Source organism: Caproiciproducens faecalis, assembly GCF_019448085.1.
Taxonomy (GTDB): domain Bacteria; phylum Bacillota; class Clostridia; order Oscillospirales; family Acutalibacteraceae; genus Caproiciproducens; species Caproiciproducens faecalis.
Map to the genome: position 1 here is coordinate 128,039 of NZ_JAGFNZ010000003.1, position 22,953 is coordinate 150,991.

Here is a 22,953-nt window from a genome sequence, read left to right on the forward strand (position 1 = left end):
AAATATGCTTACTGTAGAAAAAAAGAACCTGATCCTTTCCATGCTGCAAGAAAAACCGGTCGTAACCGTACCGGAACTGAGCCAGGCGCTGGAAACTTCCGAGGTGACCGTGCGCAAGATTCTGAATGAACTGGACGAGCAGGGTCTTTTAAGACGCACCCGCGGCGGTGCGGTCAACAACTCCACCATTCGTGAATTTGAGGAAAAAGAAAAGGAAAAGAAGAACACGAGCGAAAAACGGGCGATTGCCAAAAAGGCGTATGAGTACATCAATCCCACCGACACCGTTTTTATTGACGCCGGTTCCACCACACTGGAGCTTGTCAAGCTGATTAAAAACGGTAACAAGCGTGACATTGTGGTCATCACCAACGCGCTGAACATCGCGTTTGAGCTTCTGGATGCCGACGACATTGAGCTGGTGTTCATCGGCGGGAGCGTCCGCCACAAGATCATGTCCTGTGTGGGCGGCTTCGCGGAAAATACCATTAACAGCCTCTGTATGGATAAAGCGTTTATCGGGTGTAATAGTATTACCGTAGAAACGGGAATTACCACCCCGAATCTTTATGAAGCACAGGTGAAACAGTGCGTGCTCAAAGCCGCGCGCGAAACGATTCTGATCTCCGATTCCACCAAATTCGGGCACACGTCCATGGCACGGATCAGCCCGATTAAAAATATCACCAGGCTGATTACCGACAGCCGGATTCCCCCTCAGCTGAGAAACCAGATTGAAAGTACGGGGGTCGATCTTGTTGTGGTAGATCCGGAGGAAAACAATTAACGGGAAGGACAATGGATTTTGAATAAGATCATCAACGAACCCGAACAGATGATAGCGGAGATGCTGGAAGGCTACATTGCCACCTGCCCCGATCTTCTGGAATCCCTGCCCCAGTCAAAGGGCATTCTGATGAGGGAAAAAAAGGACAAGGTGTCCATTGTGACGGGCGGCGGCTCCGGAAACGAACCGTGGATCATCGGCTATGTGGGCAAGGGGCTCGCGGACGGCGCGGCGCTGGGTAATGTGTATATTGCGCCTCCCGCGCGGGCAATTCTAAATGTGACAAAAGCGGTCAACCACAAAAAAGGCGTCATCTATATCTGTACCAACCACGCGGGCGACGTGCTGAATTTTGAGCTGGTCGGCGAGCTTGCCGAAATGGACGGCATCCGGACGCGCTGCGTGTTTGTGGCGGACGATATTACCAGCGCCCCGCGGGAACAGCAGAGCGAGCGCCGCGGCGTAGCGGGGGTCGCAATGGTGATGAAGGTCGCCGGCGCGGCGTGTGACGCCGGGCTGGAGCTGGACGAAGCCGTAAGGGTGATTCAGAAGGCAAACCGGAACACGTTTACGTTCAGCGTGACGACCTCTCCGGGGTATCTGCCCAGCGGAAAGGCCATGTGTGAGATGCCGGACGGCTTTATCGAATACGGGATGGGATTTAACGGGGAACCCGGCGTTCTGCGCACGGAGCTGAAGACCGCAAATGAAATTGCGGACACCATGCTGAAGTACCTGCTGGACGACAGCGGGATTACCCGCGGCGACGAAATTGCCGTCATGGTAAATGGGTTCGGTTTTACCAGCCTGCTGGAATTAAGCATCGTCAACCGCAGAATCGCCGAAAGCCTTACGGAAAAGGGAATTATCCTGCATGATATTTTTATCGATACGCTTTTTCAGCCGCAGGGCACCGGCGGGTTCTCTATTTCCATGCTGAAGCTGGATGACGAGCTGAAACCGTATTACGACGCGCCCGCCTATTCGCCGTTCTTTAAAAAGTACAGATAAAATACGGGCGTGCTTTGCAGGCGCCGGATTTTTTAGGAGACAGAGTATGGAAAACACCATGAATACGCGTCAGCTGAGAGATATGTTCCTTTCGGTGGCACATAAGGTAGTGGAAAGTGAAGATTTCTTAACGGAAATCGATTTGAAAATAGGGGACGGCGACCACGGCTTCGGCATGGCGCTCGGGTTCAAAGCAGTGAAAACGGCTCTGGAGGGAAAGGACTTCCCCACCGTGGAAGCTCTTTTTCAGGAAGTGGGCATGACCCTGCTGGACACGATGGGCGGCGCTTCCGGAGTGCTCTTCGGTACCATGTTTATCAGCGGGGTCGCGAAGCAGGAACCCCATGAAGAGGCTGATCTGGCTCTGCTGGCCGGAATTTTCCGCCGGGCGCTGGAAGCGCTGAAAAGAAGGGGAAAAGCGCGGGTCGGCGACAAAACCATGGTGGACGCGTTTGAACCGGCGGCTGCCGGTCTGGAAGAGGGCGCGGCAAAAGGCGTTTCTCTGAAAGAGGGCCTTGCCCTGTGCGCGGACGGCGCCAAAAAAGGAATGGAATACACCCGGGAATGTGTGGCCCGGTTCGGCCGCGCAAAGTCATATGGAACGAAGGCAATCGGCCTTCAGGATGCCGGAGCGACCTCTGTGTGGATTATTTTTCAGGCAATGTCGGACTGGGCTTCAGAAAATATCTAACCATTAGAATCAATAACATTAATAAGGTGGGTACAAAAGATGATAACCACACTTACGCTGAACCCGTGCATCGACAGAACCGTAACCGTTGACGGCTTTACCTACGGGGGAACCAATCATGTGGAAAATTTCCGGTGCGATGTTTCCGGCAAGGGAATCAATGTCAGCATCGCGCTGAACAATATAGGGGAAGCCACCCGCTGCCTGGGCTTTAATTATATGGACGGCGGGTCGCTCCTGACAGATTTTTTAAACGAAGAGAAAATCAGCAATGATTTTCTGAATGTAAGCGGCCAGCTTCGCACCAACATTAAAATTTTCGACCGGAAAGCCAGTGTGATGAGCGAGCTGAACGAAAGCGGAAATTTTGTGAATGGGGACTGTATTGCGGATCTTGTGAAAAAGGTGGAGGAATATCTTCCGGAAACCTCGCTGCTCGTACTGGACGGCAGCGTACCGCCGGGTGTTTCCAAGGATATCTATAAAATCCTGACGGACAAGGCAAGAGAATACGGCGTAAAAACCGTGATTGACGCTTACGGCGAACTGCTTCTGGAGGGCATCAAGGCAAGTCCGTATCTGATTAAGCCGAACAAGGACGAGCTGGAAGAAGCTTTCGGCGAGAAGATTCAGTCAAAGGAAGACGCCATCCGCGTCGCGCGCAAAATTATTGCGCAGGGCGTCACCATGGTCTGTGTCTCTATGGGAAAAGGCGGCGCGATGCTGATTACAGAGGACAAAGCCTATTTCTGCGCGGGTGCCGAGATCGAGGTGAAGGGCGTGCAGGGCGCCGGGGACTCTCTGGTGGCCGGCATGTGCTACGCGATCGTCCACGGACTTTCCTGCGCAGAGATGCTCCGTTACGGCGTGGCCGTGGCGCACGGCTCCCTGACGCTGGAGGGCACCCAGATGTGTACGCTGGAAAGCTTCCAAAAAATGCTTCCGCTGATTCATACCGAGGAAATTTAATAAGAATGGAGTCTTCATCATGCCATTGGTAACGACCAGAGATATTTTGCTGGACGCAAGGCGCGGCGGCTACGCGGTGGCCGCATTCAATATTGAAAATATGGAAATGGCTCAGGCGGTCATCCAGACCGCCACCGAAATGCGGAGCCCCGTTATCATACAGACCACGCCGGGAACGGTGAACTACGCCGGATTTGACATGCTGCGCGCAATGGTCGCCGTGGAAGCGGCAAAGACAGACATGCCGGTGGCTGTGCATCTTGACCACGGCGACAGCTACGAACGCTGCGCGGCGGCACTCAATTCCGGCTACACCTCCGTTATGATCGACGGTTCCAAGCTTCCTTATGAGGAAAATATCGCCGTTACCAAAGCGGTGGTTGACCTTGCGGCGAAAATGAGCGTCGACGTGGAGGGCGAGCTGGGTACGGTCGGCGGCAAGGAAGATACCCACGAGGTAAAAGCCGGTGAGGATATCTACACCAACCCGGAGCAGGCCAAAGATTTTGCCGAAAGAACGGGCGTGCATTCCTTAGCGGTTGCAATCGGCACCGCGCATGGTTTCTATAAAGGGGAGCCGAAGCTTGACTTTGACCGCCTGCAAAAAATCATTGAGCTGGTCAATGTTCCGATCGTACTCCACGGCGCCTCCGGCGTACCGGACGAAGCGGTCCGCCACGCGGTCGGGCTGGGCGTGTGCAAGGTGAACTTTGCCACCGAGCTGCGCGCCGCGCTGACCAAAGGGGTGCGTGAGGCTCTGAGGGACGAAGCCGTCTATGATCCGAAGGTATTTATGAAGCTGGGCAAAAAACAGGTCGCGGAAACCGTGAAACACAAAATTCTGGTGTGCGGCTGCGACAACAGAGCTTGAAAATATTTTAAAAGACGAATTTGGATTCCATCCATTTTCATAAATTTTTAGGAGGATTAAAATGAAAAGGTTTAGCAAATTATTAGGAATTGTATTAGCAGCGGCAACTTTAATTTCCACTCTTGCGGCTTGTTCCGGCCCGGGTACCGCCAGCGCAAGCAGCGCGGCGGCGAGTGCACCCGCCTCCACAGCGGACACAGCGAAGAAGGAGATCACCGTCGGTGTCAGCCTTCTGACCAGAGAGCACGTTTTCTACAACAATATTGAAACCGCTTTGAACAGCAAAGCAAAAGAACTCGGCGTAAAGCTCGTTGTTCAGGACGCCAATCAGGACGCCAGCAAACAGCTCAGCCAGGTTCAGGACTTTATTACACAGAAGGTTGACGCGATTCTTCTCTGCCCCACAAACTCAGCGGGCAGCAAATCCATGGTTGAACTGGCGGAAAAGGCAAACATTCCGGTTCTGACAATGGATGTTCCGTCCGACGGAAAAACCGTAAGCCATATTTCCACCGATAACTACAAGGGCGGCGAGCTGGCTGCCGAATATCTTGTCAAGAGCGTGCTTACCGCTAAAAAAGGGAACGCAGCGGTCATTACCTACTCCGAAATCGAAGGCTGCGTAAACCGTGAAAAAGGCTTCACAGAGTGGCTTGCAAAGAACGCTCCCGACGTGAAGGTCGTAGACGTTCAGAACTATTCCGGTGACCAGGCAAAGGCTGCCGACGTCATGCAGAACATGCTCCAGAAGCACGCCGACCTTGACGCGGTTTTCTGCGTGGGCGATCCGGCCGCTATGGGCGCTCTTTCCTCCATTAAATCAGCGAATAAAAAAGTAAAGATCATCGGCTTTGACGGAAACGCGGAAGGCGTAGCCGAAATCAAAAAAGAAGGCAGCCTCTGGGTTGCAGACGTTGCACAGGACCCTGCTAAGATCGGCGAGACCGCTCTTCAGGCAGCGGTGGACACTGTAAACGGCAAATCCGTTGAGAAACTGATCGCAATTTCTCCGTATATCATTGATAAATCCAACGCCAAATAAGCCTACCTGATTTTTCCGCGGGGATGGGTGAGCCATTGCCTGTCCCCGCCATTTAATTTTGTATGGAAAGGAAGCATACAAATGGGGCAGAAACCGATTGTAGAGTTGTCCAATATCAATAAGTCCTTTCCCGGGGTTAAAGCGCTGTCCGATATTTCGGTAGATTTTTATCCGGGCGAAGTCCATGTCCTTTTAGGGGAGAACGGAGCCGGAAAATCCACGCTGATTAAGATCATTTCCGGAGTATACCAGACCGACAGCGGCAGCCTGAAAGTCAACGGTGAAGAGGTGCGCTTTATGAACACCCGCGAGGGGCTGGCGCACGGAATCAGTGTCATCCATCAGGAATTAAGCGTTATTCCCGATTTAACCGTAGCGGAAAACATTTTTCTTGGGCGGGAGCCGAAAATAGCGGGAACCGGCCTGATCGACAAAAAAAGCATGAATCAGCAAACACAGGAAATTTTAGATTCCATCGGCGTAAAAATCAGCGCCAAGGCCATGATCCGCCGACTGAACAATGCCGACAGGCAGATGGTGGAAATTGCCAGAGCGGTTTCGCAGGACAGTTCACTGGTCATTATGGACGAACCGACCTCCTCTCTTTCCAACAAAGAGGTGGACGCACTGTTTACTGTCATTAATAAATTGAAAAAAAATAATGTCGCGGTTATTTATATATCGCACAGGCTGAAAGAAATTACAGCCATCGGCGACCGTATCAGCATCCTGCGCGACGGACAGCTGATTAAAACGGCTCTTCTCTCCGAAATTTCGGAGGACGACATGATTACCCTGATGGTCGGGCGGCAGATGACCCAGTTCTACTACCGGCCGGAAAAGGAAGCGATCAAGGACGAAATTGTGCTGAAAGCGGAGCATCTGACGCGCAGCGGCGTGTTTGAGGATGTTTCCTTCGAACTTAGAAGGGGCGAAATTTTGGGCGTTGCCGGTCTGATCGGCGCGGGCAGAACCGAAGTGATGCGCGCGATTTTCGGAGCGGATAAACTGGACGGCGGCAAATGCTCTGTCTTTGGGCAGGAGGTTCACTTCCGCTCCCCGCGTGAGGCAATCAAGGCGGGAATCGGGCTGATTCCCGAGGACCGCAGAGGGCAGGGACTGCTGCTGCAGAAGTCTGTAAAGGAAAACACTTCGCTCGCCAGCCTTTACGCCAATTCCAGCCACGGGGTGATTGACCAGAAATGGGAAACGGACGTTGCGCGGGACTATATTAAGCGGCTCCATACCAAGACCCCGGACGAAAACGCGCGTACCAAAAACCTTTCCGGCGGAAATCAGCAAAAGGTGGTTATCGCCAAGTGGCTGGTCGCAAAATCGAAAATCCTGATTATGGATGAGCCAACCCGAGGGATCGACGTCAACGCAAAAGCCGAAATCTACGCCCTGATGAAGGAATTTGTGGAAAACGGCGGCAGCATTATCATGGTATCGTCCGAAATGCCGGAGGTGATCGGCGTTTCCACCCGCATCATGATTATGCGCGAGGGACGCGTTTCCGGAATGCTTGACAATACCGATGTAGCTGAAAAAGACATAATGAAGCTTGCCAGCCTGAACGCTGGCTGAGCCGGGAGGCATAAAAATGAAAAATGAAAATGCGATGAAAAAGCTCAGACATATTACCCAGGATTATACGATGGTGCTCTTTTTGGCGGCGCTGTTCATTGTTTCCCTGATCTCTGTGCCGCGCTTTGCCGAAGTGGGCAACCTCATTAACGTACTGATGCAGATTACCATCAACGCGCTGATTGCTACGGGCATGACCTTTGTCATTCTGACCGGGGGCATCGACCTTTCCGTCGGTTCGGTGGCGGCCCTTTCCGGCATTGTGTCCACCTCGCTGATTCAGCTGACCCCCAACGCCGGTATTCCGATGAGCCTGCTGGTCATCTTCGGCACCTCCCTTGTGGTCGGCGGCATCTGCGGCGCCATTACGGCGTTCAACATTGCAAAGCTTCGCGTACCTCCGTTTGTCGCGACGCTGGCCATGATGAGCATTGCGAGGGGACTTGCTTACGTCTACACCAACGCGAAGCCGGTTTTCGGGCTTCCGGACGCGTACGCGTGGCTGGGACTCGGCTATATTGGCCCGATTCCGGTGATGGTCATTATCATGATTATCATTCTGGCGGTCGCTTTCCTGATTCTGCGCAGAACCTGCTTTGGCCGCTATGTGTTTGCCGTAGGCAGCAGCGAGGACGTTTCCCAGCTGAGCGGAATCAATGTAAAACGCGTTAAGTTTTATGTATACATCATCTGCGCCGTTCTGGCGGCTCTTGCGGGCGCGGTACTTTCCTCCCGCCTGCAGGCGGGCCAGCCCGCGGCGGCAAACGGATACGAACTGAACGCAATCGCGGCGGTCGCCATGGGCGGCACCAGCATGAGCGGCGGACGCGGCGGTATCAGCCAGACCATCCTCGGCCTGTGCGTCATCGGCATTATCAACAATGCGCTCAGCCTTCTGGGCATCTCCTCCTACTGGCAGACGATTGCCATGGGCGCGATTATCCTGATTGCGGTGATCTTTGACCAGAACAAAAAAGATTTATAATGATAGAAAATTCCCTATTCATTGGACAGGGACCGTTCCGGCAATCGACCGGGACGGCCCCTGTTTGTTGTTAAGAGGGAGAAATAGAAGCTCGGATATTGGGTCGAAATTCCCAGAAAATAAAATAGATTTTGCTCTATACAGAAGCCGGTATTCAATGCTATAATTGGCATGAAAACGGAATTTGATTCCCTCTGCGCAAAAAGACAGGAAGACAGGAAAGAATTGAAATTAGGAGGAATGCCGGGAATGGATCAAAAATTGCTGCTGCATGTACTGGGAAGAAATTTGTTTATTTTGGCTTTTACGATCATCATGACGGGGTATTTTATGCGGGATGTCCGTCAGGCCCTTTATATACCGGCCAACATGGGTACGCTCAGTGTCGGCGGCGTTCAGTATACGCCTTTGCAAATGAACATAGACGTGATACAGAACGGTTCTCATACTCTTTACAGCGTCCTCAATTATCCGCTGATCCCGCTGATTCTGGGAGCCGTCTACAATCTGTATGTCGCGGTGAAAATATTTCTGCAAAAAGACGATACATCCAAAGCCGGAGCCAAAAAGGAAAAATCAAAGAAAACCGTTTAAAATGGAAGGGAATGAAGCCATGTGGCAATAGAATACCGCCATGAAATTACCGTGGAGGATTACAACGCGCTGCGCAGGTCGGTCGGGTGGGACCCGATTGAGCCCGCTCAGGCAAAGGAGGGACTGCGCAATTCCGCTTATCTTATTTGTGCCCTGGATGGGGACAACATTGTCGGGCACGCCCGCGCCATCAGCGACGGCGGGTATGTCGTGCTGATTTCCGACGTGATCGTCCATCCGGATTACCAGAAAAACGGTATCGCCAAAACAATGATACAGGAGCTGATGGCGTTTTTCACCTCCCGGCTGAAAAGCGGACAGGCAATTCTTTTCAACCTGATGGCCGCGAAAGGCAGGGAATCCTTTTATAAGCAGCTCGGCTTTACGGAGCGCCCAAACGAAACGGTGGGCGCCGGTATGTCACAGCGGTACACAAAAGCATAATCATACATATATATTACTTCAGTTCCATAAAAACAGACACCGCCAGCTTACGGCAGTCCCGTAAGCAGGCGGTGTTTTTGTTCTTGTAATCAGGTTGGGTTCCCCTCAGCTTTTGGTGTCGGCAGCCGCAATGATTTTCATCAGCAGGTCGGCAATGCCCACGTTGTAGCCGCTGCAGGCGTAAATGCTCCGGTCGCTCCGCGCAACGATGGTGAGCGGCAGCTTTTCCGGGTCTACAAAGGTTCTGCGCGCCAGCGGGGCGGCGGTTTCCGCAAAGTCCGAATAATAGACGCGCGCGCCGGGAAGAGCCCTGCACGCCTTTGCAAAGGTATCGTTTTCCCACGCACAGCGGTCGCGGATGACAAAGATCATCTCGCAGTCCAGTGCGTTGAGCTTGCTTTGGGCTTCTATAAATTCGTTGAGGATGTGTTCCGTGGGTTCGCGCCCCTCTTCCAGCCAGACCATCACGGCGGTTTTTCCGTCGATGACGGCCGTGGAAGAAACGGGTTCGCCGTTTTCGCTCAAGAGCTGGAACGGCGGCAGCGGAATATCGACAAACAGGTCGGAAATCTGCGTCTGGAACAGGGAAACGGCAAGTTCTTTTTTCTCTTTATCCGCAAGGTGGAAACAGTACTTCCTGGCAAACTGGTTGCCGTTGGGCGTGCGGCTGGAGGTAATCAGCCGGTAATGTCCCGGAAGCAGGGAAAGCGTCAGTGCTCCGTCCGTCCAGACGGAATTTGTCAGTTCCAGAGTTTGGTACACGCCGTTTTTCAGTACGGACATGGTCCAATTGTGAAGGTACGACCAGTTTTCTTCGCCGCCCAGAAGTGTCAGTTCAGCGCCGCCGCTTTCCCCGGCAGATTCCCGTGCGTTTTGAAAGGCTCCGTTCTGATAGTACTGAGGGTATAAATCAATAGGATTGATACGAGCAGGAATCCCGAGCGTGCGGCAGATGGCGGTAAACAGGATGCCGCGTCCCATTTCGTTCGCCTGACCGCTGGAAAGGATACCGGCCGGAGTGCCGGAAAGCCGTTCGCTGTCGCGCTCCGGCGGTGTCTGAAAGCGGGAAATGGATTCCCACACCCGTTCGGGCTGGTTGCGGTATGCCGCCGTCTGTTCGGCCAAAAGACCGGAAAGCAGCCTGCTGTAAGGCGTCAGCTGCTCAAAATGTGCCCGGGGGCAAAGAATGAAGGGAACAAAGATCTCTTCGGGATAATCCGCTTGATACCGGAGTGAATGCGCGAAGTGCTCCGCAAGAAGGTTGGCTTCGACATCCCGCCAGTCCTTTTTCGCAAGGGATTGAAGCATTTTCAGCTGAAGTTCGCGCGTTCCCGCACCGAAATCCTTGGAAAGAAAGCGGTACAGCTCCTCAAAGTTGCCCTCGGCCGCTTTGAGGACCGCCAGAACCTCCTGCGGGTTGGCAAAGTTCGCGGCGAGCCTTTCGGCCTTCTCTTTTTGATAAAAGCTTTTGGCGTACTGCTGTCGCTTTTGCTCGGCGCAATCGATGGTCTGCCTGCGCAGTTCTTTTTGCTCCGGAGTCAGCAGAACCATATTTCTGGTGCTGTCCTTCGGGGCACGAAAGCGAAACTCTTCCAGCATTTCCGGCTCCGAATGTACCGCTTCGGAAAAATCAACGGCGACGGTGTCGGTCTCTTCCGTGTCGGCAAAAGTTTCGGCGAATTTACCGTCCTTTTCAACATGGATATGTACGCTGCCGAATCCCAGCGTAACCCCGGCTTTGCCCGCTTCGTCGGTAACGACGGACGCGACGGGGTAAAATTCGGCGCCGTTAAGCAGCTCAAACCCCACGGTCGCGCCGGAAACCGGGCCGGCTTTGCCCGTAACCGTGACCGTGAACCGGCGAGCCTCCGCGTACCGGCGGATTTCGTTTAAAATGAGCGTCTGCCCGTCCGTGCAGATGGCTTCCTCCCCGTCAATGGGCAGGAAGGACTTGCTGTCCATCAGCATGGAGCGGGCGGCGGCTTCTGTAAACCAGCCGCGGTTCAAAACCGGCTCCGGCTCGCACGCGCCGAGGAAATACCATTCCCCGTCGCACCAGACCTCCACCCACGCGTGGTTGTCGTCGCAGTGCGCCCAGCGGGGGGTGTAGACCTGCCGTGCGGGAATTCCCACACTGCGCAGAGCGGTGACGGTGAACGTGGATTCTTCGCCGCATCTGCCGTAAGAGGATTTCAGCGCGGTCAGCGGGGAAACCGTTCTTTCGTCGGTGGCCTGATAGGTGACGTGCTCGGCGCACCAGATGTTGACTTCCAGCGCGGCTTCCTTCATGCTCATCCCCCTGATCCGTTCGTGCAGGGCGTCATAAAAGAATTTACGGCAGTCTTCTATCTTTTCATTATTGATGCGGTAATACAAAACATAATTCAGGAAAATTGGCTCCGGAATCCGGCTGCCCCACGGGGAGTTCTCCCTCAGGAACAGGCCGAAATCCACATAGTTCAGATAGAGGGAAAAATCGCAGTCCCCCAGATCGGCGGACGGCATCGTACTATAAAAAAACTCCATTGCGGTTCGCCGGTCTCCCTCGCAGCCCTCCAGCCGCGAAAGAATTTCCCCGCCGCGCAGCCCCAGAGTGGACTGCGTTTTGAGGAACTGCTGGTGAACGGAGTCCTGTAACTCCTGTGAAAATGTCATTTACATGATCCTCCTAACATACGCCCTGACCGCCTATTTGCAGGGGGACGGAATCAAATGGCACGCTACCCAGTGACCCGGCTGTGCCTCCACCATTTCCGGAGCTTTCTTTTTGCAGAGCTCCGTGGCTTTTGGGCAGCGGGAACAGAAATGGCAGCACTCCGGCAGATTGATCGGGCTGGGGATGCTTCCCTCCAGCACCACGCGGCTGCGGGATTGCTCCAAGTCCGGGTCCGGCAGAGGAATCGCGGAAAGAAGCGCTTGTGTGTAGGGATGCAGGGGATTGTCGAACAATTCCTGACTGGAGGCCAGCTCCGCCATGCTGCCAAGGTACATGACGCCTACGCGGTCGCTGATGTGCTTGACCATGGAAAGGTCATGCGCAATGAACAGGTAAGTCAGCTGACGCTGCTCCTGCAGCTTTTTCAGCAGGTTGATGACCTGCGCCTGAATGGAAACGTCCAGCGCGGAAATCGGTTCGTCCGCAATGATGAAGTCCGGGTTGACCGCCAGTGCGCGGGCAATGCCGATGCGCTGGCGCTGGCCGCCGGAAAATTCGTGCGGGAAACGGTTGGCGTGCTCTTCCTGCAGGCCGACGACCTCCAAAAGGTCGATGACCATCTGGGCGCGTTCCTGCGCGGACTTTGCCAGCCCGTGCGCGTCGATTCCCTCCGCAACGATGTCCATGACCTTCATGCGCGGGTTCAGGGAAGCGTACGGATCCTGAAAGATCATCTGCATCCGGCGGGAAAGCTCGTGGCTCTGCGCTCCGCTCAGTTTGCCGTGTACGTTGACTCCGTCAAACAAAACTTCGCCGCCGGTCGCGCCGTAAAGGCGGATGATGGTGCGGCCCAGCGTGGATTTCCCGCAGCCGGACTCGCCGACCAGACCGAAGGTTTCGCCCTTATAGACCGTAAAGCTGACGTTGTCGACCGCTTTCAGGGTCTGGTTTTTGCCTACGTTGAAATATCGCTTTAAATTCTTGACTTCAAGAATCACTTTTTGCTCAGACATGATTTTCGCCCTCCTTTGCGGCTTCCTGCTGCGCCCGGCTGTCAAGAAGCCAGCAGGCGGCGCAGTGCGTGTCGGAAAGATGGGTATATTCCGGCATAAATTCCTGACACACCTTCATTGTGTGCGGGCAGCGCGCGGCGAACGGACAGCCCTTTGGCGGGTCCATCAGGTCGGGCGGCGTACCGGGGATAGAGAAAAGCTGCTGCTCGTTTTCGTGCAGCTTCGGGATGGAGGCCAGAAGTCCCTTCGTATAGGGATGGGCGGTGTGGTAGAACAGGTCGCGCACGCTGCCGGTTTCCACCAGCTTGCCGCCGTACATCACGGCCACGCGGTTCGCAATGTTGGCGACCACGCCCAGATTGTGAGTGATAATAATAATAGAGGTGTCGATTTTCCCCTGCAGATCCTTCATCAAATCCAGAATCTGCGCCTGAATGGTCACGTCCAGCGAGGTGGTGGGTTCATCCGCAATCAGCACCTTCGGGCTGCACGCAAGCGCAATCGCGATGACCACGCGCTGGCGCATACCGCCGGAAAGCTGATGAGGGTACTGCCCGAACCGTGTTTCCGGGTTGGACAGGCCGACCAGCTTGATCTGCTCAAGAGCTTTTTGCTTTAACTGTTCTTTGGTCAGCTCATGGTGGTGCTCATGCAGGACTTCCATAATCTGCTTGCCCACCGTCATGGTCGGGTTCAGGGAAGTCATGGGGTCCTGAAAAATCATGGAGATGTCGCAGCCCCTAATTTTCTGCATCTCGTGCTCGCTGAGCGAAGCAAGGTCTTTCCCCTCCAGATGGACGGAGCCCTCCGCAATTTTACCGTTTGAGGGCAGCAGACCCATTACGCCCTTGACCGTGATGGATTTTCCGGAGCCGGACTCGCCCACAATGGCGAGGGTTTCCCCTTTTTCCAGTGAAAAGCTCACGCCGCGCACCGCCTGCACAATCCCGTGCTGTGTTTTGATATGGACATTCAGATTTTCAACTTCCAAAAGCTTACTCATAGCGCGCCCTCCTCACTGTCTCATTCTCGGGTCAAGCGCGTCGCGCAGCCCGTCGCCCAAAATGCTGAAGCAGACCATGATTAAAACAATGACCACGGCCGGGAAGATCAGCAGGAACGGGAAATTCTGAAGCACCTGATACCCGTTGTTAATCAGAACACCGAGCGAGGCCTGCGGTTCCGCCAGACCGATTCCGATAAAGCTCAGAAACGCTTCGGTGAAAATCGCCGACGGAATGGTGAACATGGCGTTAATAACAATGACGCCCACGGTATTCGGAATTAAATGTTTTAGAATAATTTCTCTGTTGCCGGTACCCAGAACACGGGCGGCCAGAACAAATTCCTGATTTTTCAGCTTTAAAATCTGCGCGCGCACCAAACGCGCCATGTTGACCCATCCGGTAATGGAAAGAGCCACTACAATCGTCCAGATCCCTGCCGGCATGACCATCATCAGCAGAATGACGATAATCAGCTGCGGAATTCCGACCAGAATTTCTATGATTCTCTGCATGACCGCGTCCACTTTGCCGCCGAACAGCGCGGAAACCGCGCCGAAGGTAACGCCGATGAACAGATCAATAAACGCCGCGGCAACGGCAATCAGCAGGGAAATCCGCGTGCCCTGCCAGATACGCGCCCACTGGTCGCGCCCGAACTGGTCGGTGCCGAACAGATGCGTCGCACTGGGCCCGTTGTAAGTATGCAGATAATCGGTGTCATAAAAGGTGTATTTGGAGAAGATCGGCCCGAAGACAGCCAGCAGGATAATCACAACCAGAATCGCCAGACTGACGACCGCCGCCTTGTTTTTCTTCAGCCGCAGCCAGCCGTCCTGAAACGCGGTCAGGTTGGGGCGGGCAATATGTTCTCTCTCGTCTTTGTCTACCACGGCTTTTGTGAAAAGCTCCTGTGAAATTTCTGTTTTCTGCGCCATACTGTCACTCCCCCTTCCCGCCGGATGCCAGGCGAATTCTCGGATCAATTACCGAATAAAGGATGTCGACCACCATTACCACAAAAATGTAGAACGCGCTGTAGAAAATCGTGATTCCCATAATGGTGGAATAGTCGTTTGTCTTAATGGAATCGACAAAAAGGCTGCCTATGCCCGGGATGCTGTAGATGTTCTCCACCGCCAGCGAACCGGTCAGCAGATTGACCACAATCGGCCCCAGGATAGTGACGACGGGGATGATGGAATTGCGCACCGCGTGGCGCATCAGAACCTTGAACTGGTTCAGCCCCTTCGCCCTTGCGGTGACAATATAGTCCTGCTCCAGAACATCCAGCATTTCGGTTCGCATAAACCGCGCGATCATGGCGGTCACGCCGAACGACAGCGCGACAGAGGGCAGAATGGAGCTTTTCCAGCTTTGCCAGAAGGCGACGGGCAAAACGCCCCACTTTAAGCCTACATAATACTGTAAAAGCGCCGCGGCCACAAAGTTTGGCACAGAAACACCCAGAACGGCGACCACCATGGTAAAGTAATCAATGCCGCTGTTGTGCCGCCAGGCGGCGATGATTCCCAGAATCAGCCCTACGGAAAGTCCGATCAGGATTGCCTGAAGACCAATCAGGGCGGACGGGCCGATACGACCCATAATTACCCCGGAAACCGGCTGGCCCGTGTAGAAGAAGGATGTTCCGAAATCCCCCCTGAACACATTGCCGATGTATTTCCCGTACTGCACGATGACCGGATCGTTCAGGCCGTATTTTTCAAGGAACTGTGCCTGCTGTGCCGCCGACAGCAAATTGAAGCGCTCCGCGTCAAACGGGGTGCCCGGCAGCTGCTTCATCAGAAAGAATGTTGTGGTGACAATAATCAGCAGGGTAATCAGCAGATACACAATCCGCTTACAGATATATTTGAACATTCCGTATGCCCTCCTTTATCTTAATAGCATTTCCAGTTGATTCTGCAACAAGTTTGCGTTTCTTCCCGCAAACTGAATGGAATTGCCGTAGTGATGACAAAGAGGAGGTCATTTGATGATCCTCCTCTTTGTCTTTATAGCATGTTTAATGTAGGGTGAATTATTTTAAGGAAGCATATTTGAATTCGATCGGCGGCCCAAACGGATGAGTTACCAGATTCACTACGTTCGGTTTTGTCAGGTAGGCAAAGCCTCTGTAGAACAGCGGGGAAACCACTGCGTCGTCTGCAACCAGCGTCTTTTCCGCGGTGAGCATATCCTGAAGGCGCTTCGCGTCGTCCGTCTGCTTCTTCGCGTCGGCAATCAGGGAGTTGTAGGTTTCGCTCTTGTAGTTGCCGCGGTACGGGGTGCCGTTGGTCCACAGATCCATGTAGGTCATAGCGTCGTCATAATCTGCGCCCCATGCGGTGATCGCCATCTGGTAGTTGTTGTCGTCCATCAGCTGGTTCTTTGCTTTCTTTGTTTTGGAATCGATCTTAACATCGATGCCCAGGTTCTTTTTGAATTCGCCCTGAATATAAGTAGCAACCGTCTTGGTTACGGAATCGTCTTCTGTCAGAAGGGTAATGGCGGGAGCACTGCCCAGTTCCTTAACGCCCTTTTCCCAGTATTCCTTGGCTTTTGCTGCGTCAAAGGTGGTGATGTCGCTGTTGAGCTCACGGAAGGTTTTGCTGCCGTCACCGAACATGCCGTTCGCAATCAGGCCGGTAGCCGGAGCGGAGCCGTCTGCAAGGATAACGTCTGCAAGGGTCTTGCGGTCCATGGCATAGCCGAGGGCAAGACGGATGTTTTTGTTGGAAACCACTTTGTCGGTTGTGTTGAACTGGAGGTAAGTGGTTCTGAATTCGCTGGTGGAGCTGAATTCCGCGTTGGATTTCATTGCCGGTACGTCGGAAGAGGAAAGCGTTACTCTGGAGAGCTCACCGGATTTGTAAGCGTTGAGCGCGGTGGCCTGCTCCTTGATGATGCGTACGTTTACGTTGGAAACCTTTACGTTTGCCGCATCCCAGTAGCTGTCGTTCTTCTTAAGGGTGCTGCCGCTTGCCGGGTCATAGGTGGCAAGGGTGTACGGGCCGCAGTAGATCATGTTGTCTGCCTTCAAGCCATAGTTTGCGCCCTGGGATTTGACATATTCTTCGTTGAGCGGGAAGAACATGGGCAGAACGGTCAGTCTTACAAAATACGGAGTGGGCTGCTTGAGTTTAACTTCCAAAGTTTTGTCGTCCAGCGCCTTAATGCCGACGTCTTCCGCTTTGGCCTTGTTGTCAAGGTACTCCGCACCGTTTACGATGTAGTCGGTCATAATGAAGGAGTAGCCGTTGGTGGCGTCCGTGCTCATCTGCTTGAGCCAGGAAAATACAAAGTCCTTTGCGGTGAGGGCGGTGCCGTTGCTCCATTTGAGGCCGTCCCTCAGGGTAAAGGTGTAGGTCAGTTTGTCGTCGGAAACCTTGTAGCTTTCCGCCAGTGCCGGTTCCGGCTCATGTTTTTCGTTCAGTCTGTAAAGACCTTCGGAAACGTTGTTCAGAATGGTAAAGGAGTTGTTGTCGGACGCAGCCCACTGTACCATTGTTCTGATTTCATTGGTGTCATAAACAGTAATAGTGCCGTCCGAGGTTTTGGTTGTGCTTTCGGATTGGGCCGGACCGGATGCCGCGGTGCTGCTCGCTGTGCCGGTAAAGCCACAGCCGCTGGTAGCCAGTACCATGGAAGCGGCCAGAATCAGTGCAAGCAGTTTGCTCTTTTTCATAAAATCAATCACTTCTCTTTCTTGTAGTTAATATTGTTGAATTCTGTACAAAGTTAACAGTTTCTTTCTACAGAATACGCTGATGGAAAACACGACGGGCTGAATGATTGTTTCCTAAAAAATTCAAAATTATTAGTTTGTTTTGTTTCCGAACTATTAACAGCTTTGATATTACCACCATCTTTGTAAAATGTCAATCGAAACAAGGGCTTTTTATTTAAAATCCAGGTATTGTAATTAATATTCTCCCGTGATATGATTAATTAAAAAGTTCGTATAGATTACGAACTATACCTAATTTGAACGGATCGTGATGAACATCAAACAAACTGTAGATCAAACACATATCAGGTCCATTAATCAAAGAGTGATTCTGGACAAAATCTATAGCGATGAGCCTATTTCAAGGGCCGAATTGGCGCGTGAACTGTTCATCAGCAAGTCCGCTATGACAGAAAATATTGCAGCTTTGCTGAATATTGGCATCATACAGGAGTTCGGTGAGGGGGTTTCCATGTCCTCCGGCGGCAGAAAACCGATTCTGTTGAAATTCAACAAAATATTCCAGTATATTATTGCCATTGAGCTGAATTTCGAGGACCCGATTTTCGTGCTTGCCAATCTGGGCGGAGAAATCATCAATAAGTTTACGGTAAATATTTCCAACGATTCCCCCTACGCAACCCGGCTGGAGCTGGTGCTCAACGCGGTCAAGCTTCTGCTTTCCTCCAACAACCTGACCAGTAAAGATCTGGCGATTATTGCGATCTCCTGTCCGGGCATCTATGACTCCGTTAACCGGACCTTTTTTGCCAACTCCAACTTTGCCAACTGGAACATGGGAGATTTTTCGCGGCAGATGGAGGAGCAATTCAGCACTTCGGTGCTGGTGGTCAACGACGTAAACGCGGCCGCCGTGGGAGAATTCACCAGCGGTGCGGGAAAATATTCCAAAGATCTGGTGTACGTCAGCGGCGGACTGGGGCTGGGTGCCGGCATCATCCTCAACGGGGAAATTTACGAGGGAAGCACCAACTGTGCCGGTGAAATCGCGAACGAGATCACCATTCACAACGATATGGTGCGCGCGCGCGGGATGTCCTTCAACAATCTGGGCGGCTCGACCAATATCAACGGGCTGACCGCCAGAATCCGTGCGGAAGCGCCGCAGGGTACTCGGGAAGCGTTTGCCGCGCTGGGGAAAAGCGTGGAGAAAATCGGATTCAAAGACATTATCCGGGTCTGGCGGGACGGCGACCCGTTCCTGAAGGAATGTGTGGACGATATCGCCGTGATTATCGGCGGATGCATTTCCAATATAGTCTGCCTGCTCAACTGCGATCTGGCGATCTTCGGCGGGGAGTACACCGTTTTCCATTCACAGATGCTCCCGATCATCAACCGAATTGTGCAGGAAAACGCGTTTACCCCGGTAAAGGTTGTTCCCGCTCTTTTGGAGAAAAATTCGGGAATATACGGACTTTTCGCGCTGTCCAAAGAAGTGATCTTCGACAGGCTGTGCAATCAGGGCCACGAGCGTACTTAATCGGCACCTTAGTATTCCTTTTGACATAATATACACAGACGGCAGCATGATGATTCTGTGAGATTACACAACAAAAAAACCGCTGCCGAAAAGGTGTGAGTTGCAGATGGACTACAGAAATCAGGTTCCCTGCTATAACAGCTACAATGGCCGATTTGAAGAATACGAGAAAGCGGTCAATATTCCGATAGAACTGTATGAGTCCGTAAAAGGAAAGTATTTTATTGGTTACGCTGACAATTTAACCTTCGCAAACGGTACAAGCGCCTGGGCAAGGCTTTACAATCCCCGCGGGTCCGGCGTAAACCTGCATGTGAACGTGTGGACGGTCTCGGATATTTCCGAATCGCCCTTCCGCGCCCAGTTTTGGTTCAACGCGGACCCGCCGGGAGTTCCGGAAGAATCAACGCTGGTCACCCCGTCCAACACGGCCATTCAGCCGGCCCCAAGACCGAGGGTCAAGCTGCAGCAGGCGTCCGATGTCCGCGGGGAGCCAAAATACGGCGTCAGGGCGTTTGTGCGCATTGGAGAACCCGGGGTCACTCTGGTAGAGACGGAAAACGGAAAGCTGATTTTCCCGCCCGGCGGTTCTTTTTTGGTATATGTAACGCTTCAGGAAGATGCAAAAGCTGCCGCCTCCGGCAAAATCGCCTTCGGCTGGTGGGAAGAAAAAATTTAGCTGACTCGTTTTCGAGCCGCCCTTCGGGGCGGTTTTTTTACGGGTCTGCGTGGCAAAGCTCCGTGAACGAGCGGTTCATCTCATCAAATCTCTGCTCGGTGGAGAGTACAACCAGGTAATCGCCGGGCAAAATCTCTGTGTCGCCGTTGGGGAGCAGCTCCTTTTTGCCCCTGCAAAGAGAGACAATCAGCGCTCCTTCCGGCCAGCTGACGTCTTTTACCTTTTTGCCCGCGACCGTGCAGCCCAGTTCCACGGGAATTTCAATAATGGCACCCGGCTTTTTCTCGGCAGCGCTGCCTTTGCTTTGACCGGTCAGCCGTTCCAGCAGCACCTCGTAAATCGGTGAAATATTCAGAAGGTCGGAGGTAAGCAGCGCAAGGAAGGCTACCGCTGCGACCGGCATTAGGTGAATCAATGAGCCTGTCATTTCCGCCATCAGCAGAATGCTGGTGACGGGCGCCTTGACGGAACCGGACATTACCCCGGCCATCGCACAGACGCAGAACGCCGGAATATAGTCCGTAGACAGTCCCCATACGGCGACCAGTTTCCCGAAAATACACCCGGTCATGGCTCCGATGGAAAGAATGGGCATGAAGATTCCGCCGGGAATTCCGCTTCCAAAGCAAATGCAGGTAAACAGAAGCTTCATTACGAGGAAGAGGGTAAGCAAGGAAATGCCGATCTGAGCGCCCTCCGACATTTTAATCAGGTTCTGACCTCCGCCCAGAACCTGAGGAAGCAGCAGGCCAAACGGCAAGGCCAGCAAAAGGGCGGCTCCCGGCCGCAGAAAAGCGGGCAGCTTGGCGTAAAAAGTGTCAATGCCCAGCAGGCCTTTGTTGGTGACCGCGCCTACGATTCCGCAAATAACCCCAAGCGGCAGTAAAACGACATAGTATCGAATGGGCAGCTGCGGGATACTTGTGTACTGAAGAACCGGTTTCAGCCCGAAAAAGTACTTGGACACCACGTCGGCGGTCAACGCGGCGGTGGTTGCGGCAATGAGGATGTTCGGGGAAAAAGTCCGGTGAATCTCTTCGAGTGCGAACATAATTCCGGACAGCGGTGCGTTGAAGGCGGCGGAAAGCCCCGCGGAAGCCCCGGCGGTAATCAGATAATTTTCCTCCAGCTTGTTTTTGCCGAATTTCTCCGCGAATGCCTGACTTCCGGCGGCACCAATCTGAATAGACGGCCCTTCTCTGCCCAGGGATACGCCGAAAAGGGAAGTGAGGATTCCCGCCAGATACCGGACAATCAGAATGGTGTGCCATTTCATTTTCATACCGAACAGGACGATCCCCTCTACCTGAGGGATTCCGCTTCCCTTCGCGTACGGTTCCAGCTTTACCAGCCGGTATGTAAGATATCCCACCGCGGCAATCAGAAATAACCACGGTACGATGTAAATCGGATGAAGCTTCAAAAACCGGTAGGCAATCAGTGATTTTTCAGTACCGAATTCAATTCCCAAACGGTAGAGTGCCACCAAAAGCCCCGCGACCAGCCCAGCGATCACTCCTTTATAGGTCACACTCTATTTCAGCCGGTTTAAATCGGACAGTATTTTGTAAACTCTTGATTGATCCATTTGCCTGAGCGCCTCCAAGTTAACTGAAAATATGCAGTTTTCTGCATGTATATAAAAGCTGTTTATAAATAGGGACAGCCTTGCATCGTAAAAAATTTCCCTTGGGGTCTAAGAATACCTGTATGATTATACCATAAAAGTCAAAAAATTTGAATGCTGCGCGGTGTTTTCATGTAAAAATATGCCGAGTATGATTCATTTACAAAAAATTTCTATGTAAGGTTAAGTTGACATGTTTTGCTGTGTCTGTTAATATAAATGTAAGGTAGACTTTACTTTGGAGGAATCAGGATGAGAAACAGAGTGAAAGAGCTCAGGGAACTGTTTGGGCTTACCCAGGAACAGCTGGGGGAAATGGTCGGAACATCCCGGCAGGCGATCAACGCGATTGAGACCGGAAAAAACGAGCCTTCCATATGGCTTGCGTATGATATTTCAAAGGTATTCGGGGAAACCATTGAAAACGTATTTTTGTTTGAAGACAGTGAGAAAAAATCCAGAGCGGAATCGAGCAGGAGGATGACAGATGGCGTTGCGGGAAATCAGAACATTTGACGACGAAGTACTCAGGAAGGTCTGTAAACCGGTTGCAAAAGTGGATGACCATGTCCGCCAGATTCTTGACGATATGGCGGAGACCATGTATCATGCCCCGAACGGGGGAGGTCTTGCCGCAAATCAGGTCGGAATTTTACGGCGGCTGATAGTCGTGGACATGGGTGAAGGGCTTTATAAGCTGGTAAATCCTGAAATTGTAGAATCGTCGGGAGAAGTGGTCGGGCTGGAAGGCTGCCTGAGTTTTCCCGGCGTCTGGGGAAAGGTGAAACGCCCCGCCCGCGTTGTGGTAAAGGCTCTGGACGAAAACGGAAGTCCGGTTACGCTGGACGTTACAGGGGATATGGCCAAGTGCCTCTGTCATGAAACAGACCATTTAAACGGAATTGTTTTTACCAGTAAAATTATTGAGTATGTTGATATGGACGAAGAGGAATAAACCAGCGAAAACGAAAGCCGCCACATTTGTGGCGGCTTTTTCGTTGCTGTTTCCCATTGGGGTTCCCCGGCTTCAGCGATTGCACGCATTCACAAATTTGACAGGTACATCCATTCTTTTCGCTGTTTCTTCAACAGTCATTCCGCCATCCAGAAAACGTCTGCACACGACCTTCATGTTTTCGCCGACTTCAATAATATGTTGATCCGGGTCGTAAAAACGGACAACCCTTTGTCCCCACCTATGCTCAATTACCGGATGGACATACTTGATTCCCTCCATACTCTTGAGCTTTTCCATGAATTCGTCGAAATTATCTTCCTCAAAGTATATTTCTGAATCCTTGGCACCGAAAACAATATCATCGTTTACTGAATGAATAAAATTTTTCCAACTGTCTTTTGTTTGCAGGCAGACACCGCCTGTAAGAGTAACATTCGACCCAAAATCCAGAATGACGCGGAGTCCTAAAACGTCTTTATAAAACATTTTAGACCTTTCCATGTCTGTGACTACCAATAAAGGACTTTTAAACTTCATGCTCTCCTCCAAACAATCAATATTTCGTTTCAAATTTCTGCTTTTTATTATACCATACGCAAATAACAAACAACAGCCCAGCCATAAGGCTGAGCTGTTGTTTGTGGCGGAAGCGGTGGGATTCGAACCCACGAGACCTTGCGGTCTACCTGATTTCGAGTCAGGGCCGTTATGACCACTTCGATACGCTTCCGGATTCTGTTTGTTGTGGACATTCCGTTAAGTACGCCGGAAAGCCACTTATACATTTTATAGATTCGA

The 22,953-nt window shown here is 52.4% G+C and carries 22 protein-coding genes and 1 tRNA gene; 14 read left to right on the plus strand and 9 right to left on the minus strand.

Annotated features, from left to right (window positions below; genetic code table 11):
- Window positions 1-4 precede the first annotated feature (4 nt).
- The 10 genes from J5W02_RS09335 to J5W02_RS09380 all read left to right on the plus strand — a co-directional run bounded on the left by J5W02_RS09335 (window position 5) and on the right by J5W02_RS09380 (window position 8,981).
- A complete protein-coding gene (locus tag J5W02_RS09335; RefSeq protein ID WP_219965422.1) occupies window positions 5-787 on the plus strand; it encodes a DeoR/GlpR family DNA-binding transcription regulator in 783 nt (260 codons plus the stop codon).
- 18 nt (window positions 788-805) lie between these two features.
- Window positions 806-1,798 carry a dihydroxyacetone kinase subunit DhaK gene (locus J5W02_RS09340; RefSeq protein WP_219965423.1) on the plus strand — a complete coding sequence of 331 codons (993 nt, stop codon included), beginning with the start codon at window positions 806-808 and terminating at the stop codon, window positions 1,796-1,798.
- A 46-nt stretch (window positions 1,799-1,844) separates the two neighbouring features.
- A complete protein-coding gene (dhaL, locus tag J5W02_RS09345) occupies window positions 1,845-2,489 on the plus strand; it encodes a dihydroxyacetone kinase subunit DhaL (RefSeq protein WP_255575667.1) in 645 nt (214 codons plus the stop codon).
- Between the two features lie 39 nt (window positions 2,490-2,528).
- Complete coding sequence (gene pfkB, locus J5W02_RS09350; RefSeq protein ID WP_219965424.1) at window positions 2,529-3,458, plus strand: 1-phosphofructokinase; 930 nt, start codon at window positions 2,529-2,531, stop codon at window positions 3,456-3,458.
- A gap of 19 nt (window positions 3,459-3,477) precedes the next feature.
- Window positions 3,478-4,329: a class II fructose-1,6-bisphosphate aldolase gene (gene fba, locus J5W02_RS09355; RefSeq protein ID WP_219965425.1), complete on the plus strand. Its 852-nt coding sequence runs from the start codon at window positions 3,478-3,480 to the stop codon at window positions 4,327-4,329.
- 61 nt (window positions 4,330-4,390) lie between these two features.
- Window positions 4,391-5,371 carry a substrate-binding domain-containing protein gene (locus J5W02_RS09360; protein ID WP_219965426.1) on the plus strand — a complete coding sequence of 327 codons (981 nt, stop codon included), beginning with the start codon at window positions 4,391-4,393 and terminating at the stop codon, window positions 5,369-5,371.
- Between the two features lie 81 nt (window positions 5,372-5,452).
- Window positions 5,453-6,958, plus strand: coding sequence for a sugar ABC transporter ATP-binding protein (locus J5W02_RS09365; protein ID WP_219965427.1), 1,506 nt, complete (start codon window positions 5,453-5,455; stop codon window positions 6,956-6,958).
- A 16-nt stretch (window positions 6,959-6,974) separates the two neighbouring features.
- Window positions 6,975-7,943, plus strand: coding sequence for an ABC transporter permease (locus J5W02_RS09370; protein ID WP_255575668.1), 969 nt, complete (start codon window positions 6,975-6,977; stop codon window positions 7,941-7,943).
- A gap of 249 nt (window positions 7,944-8,192) precedes the next feature.
- On the plus strand, window positions 8,193-8,537 hold the full coding sequence (locus J5W02_RS09375; RefSeq protein ID WP_219965428.1) for a hypothetical protein: 345 nt from the start codon (window positions 8,193-8,195) through the stop codon (window positions 8,535-8,537).
- A 21-nt stretch (window positions 8,538-8,558) separates the two neighbouring features.
- Window positions 8,559-8,981 carry a GNAT family N-acetyltransferase gene (locus tag J5W02_RS09380; RefSeq protein WP_219965429.1) on the plus strand — a complete coding sequence of 141 codons (423 nt, stop codon included), beginning with the start codon at window positions 8,559-8,561 and terminating at the stop codon, window positions 8,979-8,981.
- A gap of 105 nt (window positions 8,982-9,086) precedes the next feature.
- Here the strand turns inward: J5W02_RS09380 and J5W02_RS09385 are convergent, their stop codons facing one another.
- From J5W02_RS09385 to J5W02_RS09410, 6 genes are all read right to left on the minus strand, one after another.
- A complete protein-coding gene (locus tag J5W02_RS09385; RefSeq protein ID WP_219965430.1) occupies window positions 9,087-11,636 on the minus strand; it encodes a transglutaminase domain-containing protein in 2,550 nt (849 codons plus the stop codon).
- 33 nt (window positions 11,637-11,669) lie between these two features.
- Window positions 11,670-12,650, minus strand: coding sequence for an ABC transporter ATP-binding protein (locus tag J5W02_RS09390; RefSeq protein ID WP_219965431.1), 981 nt, complete (start codon window positions 12,648-12,650; stop codon window positions 11,670-11,672).
- On the minus strand, window positions 12,643-13,653 hold the full coding sequence (locus J5W02_RS09395) for an ABC transporter ATP-binding protein (RefSeq protein WP_219965432.1): 1,011 nt from the start codon (window positions 13,651-13,653) through the stop codon (window positions 12,643-12,645). Before J5W02_RS09395 ends, J5W02_RS09390 begins: the two co-directional genes overlap by 8 nt.
- 12 nt (window positions 13,654-13,665) lie before the next feature.
- Complete coding sequence (locus J5W02_RS09400; RefSeq protein WP_219965433.1) at window positions 13,666-14,592, minus strand: ABC transporter permease; 927 nt, start codon at window positions 14,590-14,592, stop codon at window positions 13,666-13,668.
- A gap of 4 nt (window positions 14,593-14,596) precedes the next feature.
- Window positions 14,597-15,538, minus strand: a complete 942-nt coding sequence (locus tag J5W02_RS09405) for an ABC transporter permease (protein WP_219965434.1) — start codon at window positions 15,536-15,538, stop codon at window positions 14,597-14,599.
- A gap of 160 nt (window positions 15,539-15,698) precedes the next feature.
- Entirely contained in the window at window positions 15,699-17,345 is a 1,647-nt protein-coding gene (locus tag J5W02_RS09410) for a peptide ABC transporter substrate-binding protein (RefSeq protein ID WP_219965435.1), read from the minus strand.
- 313 nt (window positions 17,346-17,658) lie between these two features.
- On the opposite strand from J5W02_RS09410, the gene J5W02_RS09415 reads away from it, so the two are divergent.
- Together J5W02_RS09415 and J5W02_RS09420 are read left to right on the plus strand one after the other, a co-directional pair.
- On the plus strand, window positions 17,659-18,891 hold the full coding sequence (locus tag J5W02_RS09415; RefSeq protein WP_219965436.1) for an ROK family transcriptional regulator: 1,233 nt from the start codon (window positions 17,659-17,661) through the stop codon (window positions 18,889-18,891).
- A 106-nt stretch (window positions 18,892-18,997) separates the two neighbouring features.
- Window positions 18,998-19,570, plus strand: a complete 573-nt coding sequence (locus tag J5W02_RS09420) for a DUF6143 family protein (RefSeq protein WP_219965437.1) — start codon at window positions 18,998-19,000, stop codon at window positions 19,568-19,570.
- 37 nt (window positions 19,571-19,607) lie between these two features.
- On the opposite strand, the gene J5W02_RS09425 is transcribed toward J5W02_RS09420, so the two are convergent.
- The gene (locus J5W02_RS09425) at window positions 19,608-21,101 is read right to left on the minus strand and encodes a ClC family H(+)/Cl(-) exchange transporter (RefSeq protein ID WP_219965438.1); all 1,494 of its coding nucleotides are present in this window, start codon (window positions 21,099-21,101) and stop codon (window positions 19,608-19,610) included.
- 348 nt (window positions 21,102-21,449) lie between these two features.
- On the opposite strand from J5W02_RS09425, the gene J5W02_RS09430 reads away from it, so the two are divergent.
- Both J5W02_RS09430 and def read left to right on the plus strand, forming a co-directional pair.
- Complete coding sequence (locus J5W02_RS09430; RefSeq protein ID WP_219965439.1) at window positions 21,450-21,713, plus strand: helix-turn-helix transcriptional regulator; 264 nt, start codon at window positions 21,450-21,452, stop codon at window positions 21,711-21,713.
- Complete coding sequence (gene def / locus J5W02_RS09435; RefSeq protein ID WP_219965440.1) at window positions 21,685-22,152, plus strand: peptide deformylase; 468 nt, start codon at window positions 21,685-21,687, stop codon at window positions 22,150-22,152. The genes J5W02_RS09430 and def overlap by 29 nt, the downstream gene beginning before the upstream one ends.
- 72 nt (window positions 22,153-22,224) lie before the next feature.
- Here def and J5W02_RS09440 read toward each other — a convergent pair whose 3' ends face one another.
- Both J5W02_RS09440 and J5W02_RS09445 read right to left on the minus strand, forming a co-directional pair.
- Window positions 22,225-22,692, minus strand: coding sequence for a VOC family protein (locus tag J5W02_RS09440; RefSeq protein ID WP_219965441.1), 468 nt, complete (start codon window positions 22,690-22,692; stop codon window positions 22,225-22,227).
- Window positions 22,693-22,796: 104 nt separating this feature from the next.
- A tRNA-Ser gene (locus tag J5W02_RS09445) sits at window positions 22,797-22,885 on the minus strand.
- Between the last annotated feature and the right edge of the window lie 68 nt (window positions 22,886-22,953).

Coding starts and splice junctions, on each gene's coding strand:
- J5W02_RS09400 (WP_219965433.1), bottom strand. CDS start 14,592: ATGGCGCAGAAAACAGAAATTTCACAGGAGCTTTTCACAAAAGCCGTG.
- J5W02_RS09360 (WP_219965426.1), top strand. CDS start 4,391: ATGAAAAGGTTTAGCAAATTATTAGGAATTGTATTAGCAGCGGCAACT.
- J5W02_RS09410 (WP_219965435.1), bottom strand. CDS start 17,345: ATGAAAAAGAGCAAACTGCTTGCACTGATTCTGGCCGCTTCCATGGTA.
- J5W02_RS09415 (WP_219965436.1), top strand. CDS start 17,659: ATGAACATCAAACAAACTGTAGATCAAACACATATCAGGTCCATTAAT.
- J5W02_RS09420 (WP_219965437.1), top strand. CDS start 18,998: ATGGACTACAGAAATCAGGTTCCCTGCTATAACAGCTACAATGGCCGA.
- J5W02_RS09370 (WP_255575668.1), top strand. CDS start 6,975: ATGAAAAATGAAAATGCGATGAAAAAGCTCAGACATATTACCCAGGAT.
- J5W02_RS09390 (WP_219965431.1), bottom strand. CDS start 12,650: ATGTCTGAGCAAAAAGTGATTCTTGAAGTCAAGAATTTAAAGCGATAT.
- def (WP_219965440.1), top strand. CDS start 21,685: ATGGCGTTGCGGGAAATCAGAACATTTGACGACGAAGTACTCAGGAAG.
- dhaL (WP_255575667.1), top strand. CDS start 1,845: ATGGAAAACACCATGAATACGCGTCAGCTGAGAGATATGTTCCTTTCG.
- J5W02_RS09375 (WP_219965428.1), top strand. CDS start 8,193: ATGGATCAAAAATTGCTGCTGCATGTACTGGGAAGAAATTTGTTTATT.
- J5W02_RS09395 (WP_219965432.1), bottom strand. CDS start 13,653: ATGAGTAAGCTTTTGGAAGTTGAAAATCTGAATGTCCATATCAAAACA.
- J5W02_RS09385 (WP_219965430.1), bottom strand. CDS start 11,636: ATGACATTTTCACAGGAGTTACAGGACTCCGTTCACCAGCAGTTCCTC.
- J5W02_RS09365 (WP_219965427.1), top strand. CDS start 5,453: ATGGGGCAGAAACCGATTGTAGAGTTGTCCAATATCAATAAGTCCTTT.
- J5W02_RS09405 (WP_219965434.1), bottom strand. CDS start 15,538: ATGTTCAAATATATCTGTAAGCGGATTGTGTATCTGCTGATTACCCTG.
- pfkB (WP_219965424.1), top strand. CDS start 2,529: ATGATAACCACACTTACGCTGAACCCGTGCATCGACAGAACCGTAACC.
- J5W02_RS09335 (WP_219965422.1), top strand. CDS start 5: ATGCTTACTGTAGAAAAAAAGAACCTGATCCTTTCCATGCTGCAAGAA.
- J5W02_RS09430 (WP_219965439.1), top strand. CDS start 21,450: ATGAGAAACAGAGTGAAAGAGCTCAGGGAACTGTTTGGGCTTACCCAG.
- fba (WP_219965425.1), top strand. CDS start 3,478: ATGCCATTGGTAACGACCAGAGATATTTTGCTGGACGCAAGGCGCGGC.
- J5W02_RS09440 (WP_219965441.1), bottom strand. CDS start 22,692: ATGAAGTTTAAAAGTCCTTTATTGGTAGTCACAGACATGGAAAGGTCT.